The organism is Hyphomicrobium sp. 2TAF46 (genome assembly GCF_052114865.1).
Lineage (GTDB): Bacteria > Pseudomonadota > Alphaproteobacteria > Rhizobiales > Hyphomicrobiaceae > Hyphomicrobium_B.
Map to the genome: position 1 here is coordinate 121,876 of NZ_JBFRFO010000006.1, position 14,425 is coordinate 136,300.

At 55.7% G+C, this 14,425-nt stretch carries 10 protein-coding genes; 6 read left to right on the forward strand and 4 right to left on the reverse strand.

Annotation, left to right across the window (positions count from 1 at the left end):
• Positions 1-241: 241 nt before the first annotated feature.
• The 3 genes from AB4Z24_RS13785 to AB4Z24_RS13795 form a co-directional block, all read right to left on the reverse strand.
• Complete coding sequence (locus AB4Z24_RS13785) at positions 242-1,564, reverse strand: tyrosine-type recombinase/integrase (RefSeq protein ID WP_441709027.1); 1,323 nt, start codon at positions 1,562-1,564, stop codon at positions 242-244.
• 278 nt (positions 1,565-1,842) lie between these two features.
• Positions 1,843-3,480, reverse strand: a complete 1,638-nt coding sequence (locus AB4Z24_RS13790; RefSeq protein WP_441709029.1) for a recombinase family protein — start codon at positions 3,478-3,480, stop codon at positions 1,843-1,845.
• The gene (locus AB4Z24_RS13795; protein WP_441709031.1) at positions 3,480-4,058 is read right to left on the reverse strand and encodes a DUF3102 domain-containing protein; all 579 of its coding nucleotides are present in this window, start codon (positions 4,056-4,058) and stop codon (positions 3,480-3,482) included. Before AB4Z24_RS13795 ends, AB4Z24_RS13790 begins: the two co-directional genes overlap by 1 nt.
• A gap of 189 nt (positions 4,059-4,247) precedes the next feature.
• Between AB4Z24_RS13795 and AB4Z24_RS13800 the strand changes: the two genes are divergently transcribed.
• The 3 genes from AB4Z24_RS13800 (at position 4,248) to AB4Z24_RS13810 (ending at position 6,277) form a co-directional block, all read left to right on the forward strand.
• Complete coding sequence (locus AB4Z24_RS13800) at positions 4,248-4,565, forward strand: hypothetical protein (protein ID WP_441709033.1); 318 nt, start codon at positions 4,248-4,250, stop codon at positions 4,563-4,565.
• Positions 4,566-4,708: 143 nt separating this feature from the next.
• Entirely contained in the window at positions 4,709-5,128 is a 420-nt protein-coding gene (locus tag AB4Z24_RS13805; RefSeq protein WP_441709035.1) for a hypothetical protein, read from the forward strand.
• A 297-nt stretch (positions 5,129-5,425) separates the two neighbouring features.
• Positions 5,426-6,277 carry a hypothetical protein gene (locus AB4Z24_RS13810; RefSeq protein ID WP_441709037.1) on the forward strand — a complete coding sequence of 284 codons (852 nt, stop codon included), beginning with the start codon at positions 5,426-5,428 and terminating at the stop codon, positions 6,275-6,277.
• Between the two features lie 218 nt (positions 6,278-6,495).
• Here the strand turns inward: AB4Z24_RS13810 and AB4Z24_RS13815 are convergent, their stop codons facing one another.
• Positions 6,496-7,602 carry a hypothetical protein gene (locus AB4Z24_RS13815; protein WP_441709039.1) on the reverse strand — a complete coding sequence of 369 codons (1,107 nt, stop codon included), beginning with the start codon at positions 7,600-7,602 and terminating at the stop codon, positions 6,496-6,498.
• Positions 7,603-8,084: 482 nt separating this feature from the next.
• Here AB4Z24_RS13815 and AB4Z24_RS13820 point away from each other — a divergent pair, with 482 nt between their 5' ends.
• From AB4Z24_RS13820 to AB4Z24_RS13830, 3 genes are read left to right on the forward strand one after another with little or no spacing between them, the layout of a single operon-like run.
• Positions 8,085-10,853 carry a class I SAM-dependent DNA methyltransferase gene (locus AB4Z24_RS13820; RefSeq protein ID WP_441709041.1) on the forward strand — a complete coding sequence of 923 codons (2,769 nt, stop codon included), beginning with the start codon at positions 8,085-8,087 and terminating at the stop codon, positions 10,851-10,853.
• Positions 10,854-10,876: 23 nt separating this feature from the next.
• The gene (locus tag AB4Z24_RS13825) at positions 10,877-12,934 is read left to right on the forward strand and encodes a DEAD/DEAH box helicase (RefSeq protein WP_441709043.1); all 2,058 of its coding nucleotides are present in this window, start codon (positions 10,877-10,879) and stop codon (positions 12,932-12,934) included.
• Positions 12,927-14,147 carry a GIY-YIG nuclease family protein gene (locus tag AB4Z24_RS13830; RefSeq protein WP_441709045.1) on the forward strand — a complete coding sequence of 407 codons (1,221 nt, stop codon included), beginning with the start codon at positions 12,927-12,929 and terminating at the stop codon, positions 14,145-14,147. Before AB4Z24_RS13825 ends, AB4Z24_RS13830 begins: the two co-directional genes overlap by 8 nt.
• The last annotated feature ends 278 nt before the right edge of the window (positions 14,148-14,425 follow it).

The following is a 14,425-nucleotide window of genomic DNA, read 5'->3' on the forward strand; positions in this document are numbered from 1 at the left end:
AAAGCATCAGCGCGCATAGAAAGTTGCCATGCACGCGCCTTGGCCGACGACAAGCTTGCGTCTGCTTAAACGTTGAACCGTATGTTGGCTTGGCACGCCGATCCCTCGTCACCGTCAGAGGCGGATTGTTATTTTCCGCTATTGTCTGTAGCTACCTTCGGAGATCAATCAATCGCTTTATACCCACATATCTCATCTTGACCCGAAGGGTGGGTAGGCGGCACTTCCACTTTCCGTTCGTTTAGGGAGCTGCTGCGGGTATAACGGTTTCAAGGCCGATGACTGCCCCCACTAGCTCCTCCAGCCGCCGCCCCCAAGACTCGAGCGCTTCGCGCTTTTCCTTGTCGTAGCTGTATTTGACGTACACCGCGCTGGTGATGGTGCCGGTGCGCGCCGAGATATGATTGAGCACGAGCGAGATGGTGTAGGGATTGAAGCCCAGCTCGGCCATGCCCGTCGCCGCCGTGCGGCGCAAGTCATGCACCCGAAAGTCCGCGAGGTCGAACGTCGGCCGGGCGCGCTGCATGCCTTTTGTCGCGGCACCCGAGCCAATCGATGCGTCGTCCTTCGGTGACGGAAACAGGAATTTACTCTCGCCTGAGAGGGCCTGAGCCTCTTTGATGAGTCTGACCGCAAGAGGCGACAACGGAATCCGATGTCCCTCTCGGTTCTTGCTGCGCTCAGCGGGCAGAGACCAGATTGGTGTCGGCCCGTGGAGCGCAAGCTCGGTCTTGACGATGTTCGATACCTCGCCGATCCGCTGCGCGGTGACGAGGGCTAGTCTCAAGGCGAGCTTAACCCCTTCGGTGAGTGGCGTGTCGCCAAGCCTCGTCCAAAACTGCTTGATTTCTTCTGACGTCAAGGCCCGTTCGCGCGGGCGCTCCTTCTTCAGGGGTGGCTTCATCCCGAAGGTCGGGTCGATGGCTAGGATATCGCGGCTGATGGCCCAACGATAAATCGCGCGGATGACTTCGTAGACCCTAGCCGGACGGTGCGACAGCTGACGCGCCGTGTCGAGGACCGGCACATCCCTGGTCTTACGCGCCGCGAGCGACTTCTTGCCGAGCCTAGCGTCGGCCTTGAGCGCGACGAGATCGAGCAACCGCAAGACATCACGCTTGGTGACGTCGTGGGCCATCTTAGCGCCGATCACGGGCAGGATGTGCCGTCTCAGCATCGAGACGTTGTCGGACAAGGACTTCGCGCCCTTGCTTGGTCCATGTATTCTGATCCACTCGTCACTCAATTCCTTGAATGTCGGCGCCGCGTTGCTCTCTTGAATGCCCGTTGCGGGATCAGCACCCGATTCAATGTTGACTTTGAAGCCAAGGGCACGCCGCCGCGCCTCGGCAAGTCCTATTTCGGGATAGGGACCAATGGTGACGCGGCGGACGCGGCCATCCGTTTGGCGCGTGTAGAGAAGCGCCCAGGTTTTTGATCCCTCCCTCTTGCCGATACGCAGCTCAAGGCCACGGACCTTGGTGTCGCGCAGTTCAAATCTATCCTGACCAGCGCTAGGCTTGGCGGTTTCAACGCGGCGGTCGGTCAGAAGTTCTAGCGGCATCGGGTAAGTTCCGGGTAAGATAGGGGGTCACAACAACCTGTTGAACCGTGGTCAGATCATCAGGTTTCAATAGCTGAACCTGAAAGTCGTGTCGGGTAAGCCACGGGTAAGCGCACGACGAAGCTCGGCTGAAATGGTGCGATACAGCATGCGATGAGGCAAGCTTGTAACATGATGATATTACAATACTTATCGCGCTGATGCAATCGTCTCTGTGCGTCTCAAATGTTCTCAATTCGTACACGTTCTAAGCGACTCATAACCTGAAGGTCGTTGGTTCAAATCCAGCCCCCGCAACCAACATTATCCCCCATTCCAGAACTTTGCGTGATCGTCACTCCGGGTAGCTTTGCTGCGGTGATGAGTTCGAAGATTTTACCTCGTAGCTCCAGCCTCATAGTGTGCTTCTCGTCGGGAGGTTTAACGACGATGGTGTTGATCAACTTTCGCAGCGGCTTGGCTGGCCCGCTGTCTGCGTCGCCCGAAACAATTATGCTCGGTAAGTGCTCTAACATCGCTTGGTAAGCGGCGATCGCAGGTGGATTTAGGTCTATGAACGTCGGAGGCTGCTCGATGGTCGCCAACTTCGCTTCCAACTTCGCGACTTCCTCCCTCATGGCCGGGATATGCTCTGTCATGTCAGCGTCGGTCGCATGGCCGTCAGCGTAGAGCTTCAGCCAGCGAGCTATGGACGCTTTTGCTTCTGCAAGTTGGCGTTCTATCATGGCTCGGCGTGATGAGCTGTCGGCGGTCCGCCGCTTCAAGTTTGCGTTGTACCCTTTGATGAAGTCGGCCATTGCCTCTGGCTTCGAAAACTCGAACCTTAGGGCGTCAATCACTAACTTCTCAATCACGCGCATGTCATAGGCGCGCCGATTATCGCAGGCACCGGCTTCGTACATGCGAGCGCAGCGAAGGCGGACACGGCCATTTCGGGTGTCGTGCACTGTCATGCCAGCACCGCAACAGCCGCATTTAATAAGGCCGGACAGAAGGTATCTGGTTTTGCGCTTCGTGTAGGGATGCGGCCCACCGCGTGCAGCCTTGTTGGCTTGTGCGGCATTCCACAGATCATCTGGGACTATCCGCAAATGCGGTGCCTCACAAGTCTGCCAGTCTGATTGTGGGTTTGCTCGGGACACGCGCTTGCCGGTATCAGGGTCTTTGGCGAATGATTGTCGGTTCCAGACAATAGCGCCTCGATAAAGGTCGTTCAGGATTATGCCATTGCGGCGTGCGCGAGAGCCGCTGATCGTGGAAGCTGTCCAGAATTTACCGCGCGGCGGCAGTACATTTCGGGCATTCAGCGCTTTCGCAATATCGCGCGGGGTCTTCCCTGAAACGTATTGGGCGAAAATCTCGCGAACGATCTCCGCTTCATGTTCTACGATCTCAAGTTCGCCAGGCTTGCCGGGCACCGCTCGATATCCGAACGCTTTACCTCCAGCGTGCCGCCCGTCTCGAACGACGCCGCTCAATCCGCGCCGCGTCTTGTCAGCAAGGTCTTTCAGATAAATAGCGCCCATCGTGCCTTTCAGGCCGATGTGCAGTTCGTTCACTTCACCTTCGGAAAGCGTGATCAAGGCGATGCCCGCGTGGCGCAGACGCTTGTGAATGTGTGCGATGTCTTCCTGGTCACGTGAAAGTCTGTCTAGGCTTTCAGCCAATACAACTTCGAACGCGCCATGCTTGGCATCGGCCAGCAGATCGTTAATGCCGTCGCGGCCGAAGAACGATGCCCCGCTTTTGGCTTTGTCTTCGTACAACCTGACGACTTCAAAGCCGTGTTGCGCTGCGCGGTCACGGCATACAGCAAACTGATCTTCCGTAGATCGTTCATTTTGTCGATCACTGCTGAAACGTGCATAAATGGCGACACGTTTTGCGCCGCCAACCGTATGTTTCCCGTGGCTCATCACGCAGCCTCTTCAAATTCCTGCAATTGCCTTCGAGCATCCATAAGCACCGCATGAAAGAGCATAGGCAGCGTTTCGTCATAGCTCTCGAAGAACGTGTATTTTTTGTCCCCAAGGGCGTTGAAAAGAAACTCCACGCACTCGCACGCTGAGGTTCGCAGATCGTGAAGCGGGTCTTTCTTGGGTTTGAGAAGTTTCAGTACCACTGGCGCGGTGATCTTCTCCCCATCAGCGACTTTTGCCGCCAACCTCTTGCGGACTTTCTCCGGTGCCTTTGCAAGCGCTAGGACCGTTTTATCTGGCAAATTAGCAAGCGTTGCAACTTTGAGCGGTGGCTGTGCCTGAATTTTATCGATGCTTTCGGCCAGCTCCATATAGTTATAAGCGCTGCGCTGAGACATGCTGAACTCAGCTTTGACCCACGGCAGAAACTTGCCATGCGGAAGGGCTTTTCTCGCTTCAATCAAGTCCCGCCCGACCTGCAAACGAAAGAGACGCAAACGGCGCTCTTCTTCCCCAACGCGAACCAGATTGTTGCGAATGCTGTCTGCTAGCTTCTTCAATTTTAGTTCGTTCATACGCCCTACTCCACCAACAGATGTTGAAGTAGGTTGCAATTTGCACGCACTTTCACAAGGGTGACGACATAGGTTTCGTTGTTCAAGGTAAACAGCAGAGCAGGATCGAGCACGCGCGCCAGAAATGGTTGCCGAAATCGAACGACTCAGGAACAAAATGGGGACTGGATGAAAAAAGAGGCTCCCCCCATGAAGCTCGAATTTCACGACCTAGAGTTTGATAAAATCGGCCGACGGACAAACGACCCTAGTCGTATGTGGGGTTACGTCACCGTCAAATTCTATGACACTGACAGGCAACACGTTGTTTCCACAGAGGTGTGTTGTTCTCTATCTAAAACACCAACCACAACGATTTCCGAGATAGAAGCGGAAGCCCTTACGCAAACCAAGTCGATCCTCAAGCACACACTCGAACTGCTAGAGAAAGGCGACTTGGCAACGCTAATGGAAGAAGGCCGCGAGGCGCGTACTAAGGCGTGGGATGATCTCCCTGCCGTAGCCTGATTTCGTCTTCAATCAACCAGTACGCTGCGAGCTTGGCGGGTAGCGATGCCCGCCTTTGCGAGCCGTTGAGTCTCACTCACTACGCTGACGAAAGCGGCGCTAGAGGCCAGCTGCGCCGCCCAACTGTATAAAAGGTAGCAGTTGTGAAATACCTCGTCCTAACGGCTCTGATAGCCGTCGTTCCGGCCCTATTTCTGTTGAAGCTTAGCGGCTTCTGTTTCGATGCCCTCCGGTGGAATTCGGACAGGGAGCTGATCGAAGCCGGTCTACAGTACGTGGTGAAGCGCCGTTCGGCCGCGATCACTGACGTGGCCGCCTACATGCGGGACTACCCCCAATGCTGTTCGGTGGACCGATCTGATACGTTTCTCCAGACCCCATTCCTGAACGCACTGTTCGGAAAGCGCTACTACGCCGTTAGCGTCAAATACCCGGTTTCCGATCCCGGCCGCGAGCCGTACTATCAGTCGATCCTAATCATGGAGTGTTGCCAAAAGTATGTGCCCGACAGCTACGGTATGGGTTCATCGACGCCCGTGCCGAAGGGGCCGCGGCCAGAATGAGGCAGAAGACCTCACGGATATCGTAATTCAAAATCTCCGCAGCGCGGGGAATAATCTTAACCATTTCGCTGTGCGGCATGGCGTGTGGCCATGCTTTTGAGCGTCGCTCATGCGGAACGTATCGGGCGCAGGCTGGCTAGCCTTGTTGGCGCGGCTCCATCATCGGTAATGATTTATATACTTTTTAAGCATTAGGTCTCGATAGACATCGGGTGTAATTTTCACCTGTATCGCGTTCCACCCGCCGACAAATTTATACCGGGGTGGCCACGTGGTCCCCCGCTGGGGAACATACCTGTGACCAAAGTCTCATCGTCTTTTATCTTCATTTTCACCACCGTTTCTCTGTCCCTCCCCGTCGTTGCCGCCGATCTTGTCCCACCGCTAGCAGGTGGGGTTTATGAAGATGTCTATCTGCACAATCCGCCTCACACGGCTGGCTATGTCCAGGGGAGCTACGCCGGACTGGTGGATGCTCCGTATGGGGCGACCGGAGATGATTGGACGGTGAAGGGGTCAATCAATTTTAATCCCGAACGCTACGTCAACTTGCAAGCCGACCTCGGTAATTCATGGAAAAGCTCCGGAGCCTTGGACGCTCAGGTGCTTTCATGGGCCGTCCACGGCTATTACCGCGACCGGGATTTTGCATTGGGTGCGTTCTTTCAAGATGCAAACTTGCACGCGGGGGCGCTGGGTTATCTCGGCGACAAGAACGTTAGAGATTACCTCGGTGGGCTAGAAGGTGCCTATTTCCTACCCAACAATACGTTCTATGCGCGGGTAGGCTACGGGAAGGTGGAGTGGTCCGATTACAGTCCCGACCACCTGATGGGCGTCGTTGGGTTCCGTCATTACTTCACCGACAACGTGCGCTTCGATGTTGAGGGCGACTTCAATCACCTGAGCTATGAGTCGGCCGAGGCTGACGTTAGGTCCGTGATCGTTACTGGCAATTACAGACCATGGGCGAAGCCCGTCACGTTCTTTGCAGGCTACCGCTTCGATGACGCTGATGCGTCCATCTCGGACTATTCCTTTGGCTTAGGTGGAACGGGAACCGTCTTCGGAGGGGTTCGCCTCTCCTTTGGCTCGGATAGCATCAAGGATGAAGAACGCTCTGGCCCGATGTGGAATGTCGGACTGTAGTAAGTTCAAATTTAAAGTGGCTGTGTGGTCGCCATCGCGAGCGTGAGAATAGGCTTGGCACATTGCCTGGCCTTCGAATTGCGGCAGTGAGTCTGTATTTCTATCCGTGGCGAACCAGGTCAAGCGCTGCATGCGCCCAACAAGCTTGGCCTTACAAGCCGTGCGTTGCTCAGGAGTTCAAAAGGGGAATTTGCGCAGTTGCCTAGCGCGTTGTCGCGCTAGTTGAAGTCCGTAGCTTTCATCTCTTCAATCCAAGTCACATTGCGATCAACCGCGAGATCGATCAGCAGACGGGTGCACTTTATCGGAGACGCACCGATGACAAGCTTGTCATCCTTCCGGTCGACGTGAAAATTGAGCGCGGCGTCCTCACGTGTCGCCCACGTCTTGAGGGTCTTGATCGTTTCGAAGGATGCAAAGCGCCGTAGCTCGTCCAACTTTTGAAGTTTCTCCCGAAGCTCGGCAAGTGTCTGCTTAAGTCCCCGAGCAGTCGTCGTCCGTGTAGCGTCGTCCATACCCTCAATCTCGGCGACCGATTTCGCGCTGAGATCAATTGCATCGAGCATCTTGCGAGCGTTCGTCAGACTAAGGACGATACTGCTGTAAAAGGGCGAAACCAGTTCGTACCCTTTGATGTGGGCATAGGTTTTCTGGATGATCTTGCTCGTTCGCGAAGTCGCCCCGCTTGCACTCTGACTGACGCGAATTTTTTCTTTCGTGATTTTTAGTTCTCCGTTGCGCACATGGTTCCAAAGCGGAATGTTGTGCTCGTCCAGTGCCGCGAGAACGCCGTTCCGCATCTTTTCCACAGCGGTCGCTATTTCAAGGTTTTCGTCGATGGCGTCACGGATGAAGCGAACGTTCTGAGCAAGCCGGAGCAAATATGCGATATCGCTTTCGCGGGCCTCGCGCCGCCTCAGTTCGGCAACGGCCTCTTCGTGGCCGCTCGGGTTGAGAGTTTTAAAGCAATCAGGGCCGATAAGGCGGATTACGCCCTCGTCGGGGAACCATGCGATTTTGCCGTGAAGCGCAAACTTTGGCTTTTTGGGGCAACAACACGGACAAGGCGAATGGAGAGTTGAGTTCCGCAGGTATGCTTCTGGCAGATCGAATTCCCCCAGGTATACGGGGCGCGCGCCCTTTGGCGGCTTGGTGTGAGTGTGCCTTGGCCAGAGATACGGGCGGCCAGTCTTCGCCACAAATGCTTTAATCTCTTTGATGACGGAACGATCTGGTTCCGTCCAATAGATCGCTTTCACTTCAAAAGCGGAAGCGGGAATATCAATGAACGGCTGTTTGCCGTAGTCCGATTGCTCGTTGAGCACGTGATGCCTCGCCAAATAGGCGCACCGAACGCGCGCTGCGGGCTTGATCCGCAAAGCTAAGAGCACACGCTCGGCTGGTCCCTCCCCTGCAACGCACCGTTTGTGTTCAAGCGCGCATAAGAAAGTGAGTCGGCCCGAATTTCAATCGCAACAAGATCGTCAAGTGCCTGGAGAAAACAAAAATTCGGAGTTGCCCCTATGGCGGCGCAACTTTGCCCGGCACACAAATTCAGCCGTTGCGTTGCGCTACTGGGCGCGTCGCGATGCCGCCTTGCTAGCGCGCGTCAAGTGCAATCGGCAGCGAAAAGGTGGGGGCATGCAATCTGCTTGGTCTTCCGTGGCCGAGCCTTGTCCGACATAGTGGCCTAGGACATAGAAAGCGGACTTATTCGCAATTGGGGGACGATGTGCGAATGCACGAGGGAAATCGTGGAAATTTGCAGGGGCCGTCCACAAAGACGTGCCACGCTGAGTGAGTCGCAATGAACCCTGTCGAAATCGAAGAGGCCGTATCGGCCCTTGCGGCTGCGCCGTTCGACCCGGAAGAGTTTCCGTTCGCCTTCCTTGAAGCATTCGGCAACAAGGAAACTACGATCAAGCGTCTTCGCAGCGGTACATCGAACAAATCTGATCTCGGCGGCGTCCTACAAACCAACAACATCCATATCGCCGTCGGTCTGCCGGGTGAGCTGACAAAGACGCTGGCGGCGCTGAAGGCAAGCCCGGCCACTGCCAGGGCCAAAGCACGCTTCATCCTCGCCACCGACGGCACGAACTTCGAGGCTGAGGACTTAGAAAGTGGTGAGACCGTCGCGTCCACCTACCAAGATTTCCCCGACCATTTCGGCTTCTTCTTACCGCTTGCGGGCATAACCACCGTCAAGCAGATCACAGATAATGCTTTCGATATCCGTGCCACAGGCCGCCTGAACCGGCTCTATGTCGAGCTTCTGAAAGACAATCCCGAGTGGGGCTCCGCCGAGCGCCGCCGTGACATGAACCATTTTATGGCGCGGCTGATCTTCTGCTTCTTCGCCGAAGATACGGACATCTTCAATGGCACCGGTTTATTCACAGCCGCCATCGAGCAGATGAGTGCACGCGACTCTTCCAATACCCACGAAGTCGTCGGCGAGCTGTTCCGAGCGATGAACACGAAAATTGAGGATCGAGCGAATGCCAAGGTACCTCGCTGGGCCGACGCCTTCCCTTATGTAAACGGGGGCCTATTCTCCGGCAGCCTCGACGTTCCGCGTTTTTCCAAGATCGCACGATCCTATCTTCTGCACATCGGCGGCCTCGACTGGAAAAGGATCAACCCAGACATTTTCGGGTCAATGATCCAGGCTGTCGCGGAGGACGAGGAGCGCGGCGCACTCGGTATGCACTACACGAGCGTACCGAACATCCTGAAAGTTCTCGATCCGCTGTTCCTCGATGATCTGCGTGATCAGCTTGAAGAAGCGGGCGGCAATTCCCGCAAACTTCTTAACCTGCGCAGCCGCATGGCGAAGATTAGGGTCTTTGACCCGGCCTGCGGTTCCGGCAACTTCCTTGTCATTGCGTATAAGGCAATGCGAGCCATCGAAGCCGAGATCAACAAGCGGCGCGGGGAAACGGGGCGTCGGACGGAAATTCCCCTCACGAACTTTCGTGGTATCGAACTACGCGACTTCCCAGCCGAGGTCGCGCGCCTCGCGCTCATCATTGCCGAATATCAGTGCGATGTGTTGCATCGTGGCCAGAAGCAAGCCCTGGCAGAGTTTTTGCCCCTGGATGCCGAGAGCTGGATCACTTGCGGCAACGCCCTGCGGCTCGACTGGTTGAGCGTCTGCCCACCAACAGGGACCAGTGTGAAAATACACAGCGACGATCTTCTTCAGGAGCCGCTCGATCAGCCGGAGATCGACTTCGAGAATGAGGGTGGTGAAACCTATATCTGTAGTAATCCTCCCTACCTTGGCTCGACTTGGCAATCCGAGGCACAAAAGTCGGACTTGCGGATCATCTTCGAGGGGCGCACGCAGAATTGGAAATCTCTCGACTACGTTGCCGGTTGGTTTCTAAAGGCTGCTGATTACGGCACACGCACCAATTCGGCAGCAGCTTTTGTGGCTACAAATTCAATCTGTCAGGGTCAGCAAGTTCCGATCCTTTGGCCGCTCATCTTTCAAGCCGGTCATCAGATCGCGTTTGCGCACACATCGTTCAAATGGGCAAATCTTGCGAGTTACAAGGCGGGCGTCACCGTTGTAATCGTGGGTATCGCCAATCATGTTGGTAAGCTGCGGCAATTGTTTTCACTCGCCGACGACGGGACTGCAATCACGAAAGAAGTTGAGCACATCAATGCCTATCTGGTGGCAGGACCAGATTTGGTTGTTCGAAAATCATCCAAGCCGCTGACGAATATTTCGGAGATGACCTTTGGCAGTAAACCCGTTGACGGTGGTAATCTCTTACTTTCTCAAGATGAGTTGACCCATCTTGGGTTGTCGTCAGAGGATCGAAAAAAGTTTGTGCGGCCAATATTTGGCTCGGACGAATTTATCGGAGGGAAACCCCGTTTCTGCATCTGGATTGATGACGTTGACGCCGAAGAGGCGCTTCGGCATCCTGTGATCGGCCCGCGATTGCAGAAAGTCCGCGAAATGAGGCTTGCTAGCCCCAAGATTGCGACGCAACGCGGAGCGAATACGCCTCATAGATTTGATGAACGGCGTCAGTCTGGCGATGAAGCCGTGATTGCAGTTGCAGCGATCAGCTCCGAAAATCGAAACTATCTACCCTGCGGACTGCTACCTCGCGGGACAATCATTTCGAACAAATGCTTCGCGCTGTTCAATGCTCCCCTTTGGAATATGGCTGTCATCGCCTCGCGCCTTCATTGGGTTTGGATTGCGACAGTTTGCGTCCGGATGCGGACGGATTTCTCTTATTCCAATACAATCGGCTGGAACACGTTTCCGGTGCCGACGCTCACCGAGAAGAACAAGGCCGACCTGACGCGCTGCGCAGAAGACATTTTGATTGCGCGCGAGGCGAATTTTCCGGCCACAATCGCCGATCTCTACGATCCCGACAAGATGCCCGCCGATTTGCGTGGAGCACACGAGCGCAATGACGAAGTGCTCGAGCGCATCTATATCGGTCGCCGCTTCAAGAACGATACGGAGCGGCTGGAGAGGTTGTTCGACCTCTACATTAAAATGACCGTTGGCCAAGGCGTGGCCAGGAACGGGCGGAGCTAAGAAATGCTAGGCGGGGGAGGCACATGACCAACCAGAAGAAATCAGTACCCTCTATCTCGGTCTCGTACGCCCGCAACGGTGTTTCGACGAAGGCCAACGCGCTCGGCATGAGGCCGATGCAGGAGCGCGCTTATGAGAAGCGCGGCGAACCCTATCTTCTCATCAAGTCTCCGCCCGCATCAGGCAAAAGCCGCGCGCTCATGTTCATCGCGCTTGACAAGCTCTCCAATCAGGGTCGTAAGCAGGCCATCATCGTCGTGCCGGAAAAATCCATCGGCGCGAGCTTCAACGACGAGCCTCTGACCCAATACGGTTTTTGGGCTGATTGGCGCGTCGAGCCGAAGTGGAACCTGTGCAACGCGCCTGGCTCTGACAACGGCGGCAAGGTCAACTCCGTTAAGGCGTTTCTTGAGAGCGGCGACCAGGTTCTGGTCTGCACTCATGCAACCTTCCGCTTTGCCGTCGACAAATTCGGTGTGGAGGCGTTCGACGACCGGCTGATTGCCGTGGACGAGTTCCATCACGTTTCCGCCGATCCCGACAATAAGCTCGGCCAGCATCTCGGGCAGCTCATTGCGCGCGATAAGACGCATATAGTGGCGATGACAGGCTCTTACTTCCGGGGCGACGCTATGCCTGTGCTGGCCCCGCAAGACGAAGCAAAATTCGATACCGTCACCTACACCTATTACGAGCAGCTCAATGGCTATGAGTATCTAAAACAGCTCGATATGGGCTACTTCTTCTATTCCGGCTCGTACACTGACGACATTCTGAACGTCCTCAATCCCGCCGAGAAGACCATCATTCATATCCCGAACGTCAATTCGCGCGAAAGCACAAAGGACAAGATCAAGGAGGTGGAGCACATCATCAGCGAGCTGGGCGAATGGCAGGGCATCGACCCCGCGACCGGCTTCCAGCTTGTGAAGACGCCAGAGGGCCGTATGCTGCGCATCGCCGATCTTGTCGATGACGGCCCGAACAAGCGTGATCGTGTTTCGGCTGCGCTGAAAGACCCCGCGCAGAAGAACAACCGCGACCATGTAGATATCATCATCGCGCTCGGCATGGCGAAGGAAGGCTTCGATTGGATTTGGTGCGAACACGCGCTGACGGTCGGCTATCGGTCCAGCCTTACGGAAATCGTGCAGATCATCGGTCGCGCCACACGCGACGCTCCGGACAAGACCCGCGCGCGTTTCACGAACTTGATCGCCGAGCCAGACGCATCCGAGGAAGCGGTTGCCGAAGCGGTGAACGACACGCTGAAAGCAATCGCGGCAAGCCTTCTTATGGAGCAGGTTCTTGCCCCGCGCTTTGAGTTCAATCCGAAGAGGCAGGGAAGCGGCCCAACGCCGGGATTTGACTACGGCGAAGGCGGCTATGATCCAGACAAGTGCAATATCGGCTTCAACGAGCAGACGGGACAGTTCCAGATCGAGATCAAGGGTCTCGCTGAACCCAAGAGCAAGGAGGCGGCACGCATTTGCCAGGAGGACTTGAACGAGGTGATCGCCGCCTTTGTTCAGGACAAGACAGCCATCGAACGCGGACTCTTTGATGAGGAACTTGTGCCTGAAGAACTGACGCAGGTTCGCATGGGCAAGATCATCAAGGACAAATATCCAGAACTCGATGAGGAAGATCAGGAGGCTGTGCGCCAACACGCCGTTGCCGCCCTCAATCTGACGCAGCAGGCGAAGCAGCTTGCGATTGATGGTGAAGACGACGAGCCGAGCCCCAACACGGCGTTGATCGACGGTGTGCGCAAGTTCGCGATGGACGTGCGGGAGTTAGACATCGACCTTATAGACCGCATCAACCCTTTCGGCGAAGCCTATGCTATCCTCTCCAAGACGATGAGCGAAGAAAGTCTCAAACAGGTCGCGGCGGCGATTGCCGCTAAGCGCACGACGCTGACGCCGGAGGAAGCCAAGGAGCTTGCTGTGCGCGCCGTTAAGTTCAAGAAGGAACGTGGACGGCTCCCTTCAATCGGTTCGACCGATGCCTGGGAAAAGCGGATGGCAGAAGGCGCAGCCGCATTTGTGAAGTTCAAGGATGAGGGCCGCTATGGGTGATCTGGACCTCGATGAACTGCGCGAAGAACTTGACGAATTTGCGCAGCCTGAAAAGAAGAGTGCTCGGTCGCCGCGCGAAGAACGCATTATTGCGGGTTTCGAGGAAATCCAACGCTTCGTCGAGCAGAATGGTCGCATTCCGCAGCATGGCGAGGAGGGCGATATCTTCGAGCGGCTTTATGCTGTGCGCCTTGATCGGCTGCGTTCGCTCGGTGAATGCCGCTCCCTTCTTGCGTCGATGGATTACCAAGGGCTGCTCACGGTCGCGGAAGCCGTTGCTGCGACGCCAGCGGAAACTATGGACGACGACGAGTTGCTTGCCGAGTTGGAAGGCGCGGCGGGTTCATCGGACATCACCGCGCTTCGGCATGTACGCGCGACGGCCGAGAAGCGCGCCGCCGAGGAAATTGCCAATCGCACCCCATGCGATGATTTTGCGGAGTTCAAGCCGTTGTTCGATAGGGTGGCGAAAGAACTTGAAACCGGGGAGCGGATCGCACGCCGCATCAGGAAAGACGCAGGCTTTCTGAAATCAGATATCAAGGCGGGAGAGTTCTTCATCCTTGGCGGCCAAACGGCGCTTGTTGCCGAAGTTGGTGAGCCTATCAAGGCCCCCAATGGCCAATTGGATGCGCGACTACAAGTGATTTATTCAAACGGTACGGAGAGCAATCTCTTGCTCCGATCGCTTCAGCGCGCACTATACAAAGATGAGAGCAGCCGTCTCATTTCCCAGCCATCCGCTGGCCCACTGTTCGCGGACGAAGCCGATGACGGTGATCTCGCGAGCGGTATGATCTACGTTTTACGCAGCAGGTCGGAGCATCCGGTTGTCGCCGCTCACCGCGACGTTCTGCACAAAATCGGCGTGACGGGTGGTGATGTGGCGAGGCGGATCGCCAATGCAAAGCTTGATCCGACCTTCCTTATGGCTGATGTGGAAATCGTTGCCACCTATGAACTCTACAACATAAACCGCACCAAACTCGAAAATCTGATCCATCGCGTTTTCGATCCCGCGCGCCTCGACATCGAAATTAAGGATCGCTTCGGCAACCCGGTCATTCCGCGGGAATGGTTCCTCGTGCCCGTCTTCATCGTGAACGAGGTGGTGGAGCGCATAAAGGACGGGACGATTACCAACTATATTTACGATCCTCAGACCGCCAATCTCGTATTGGTTGGCAGAACAAAATCAGGAGGCGATAAGTAATCGGAAGTTCGGAGCTCAACCTCCGCAAATGGTGGTGCACTTCGCCACTTCGACGATAACGCGCGGTATATTAGGGCCAGCACTGTTCAACATTCACAGGAACCGCCCGACTCGAAGGAGATGAACAAGCATCGTCCGAAGCCTTGGATCGTTTATCTCCAAAGCCTGTCGAGTGCGAGCCCTCGTGCTGATGCCAATTGGACCGTCGATTTTTGCAATCAATTGCAAAAATGGAAGGAGAGGTGGGGCCACTTGAACGGGCTTCTGCACTGCGTCGC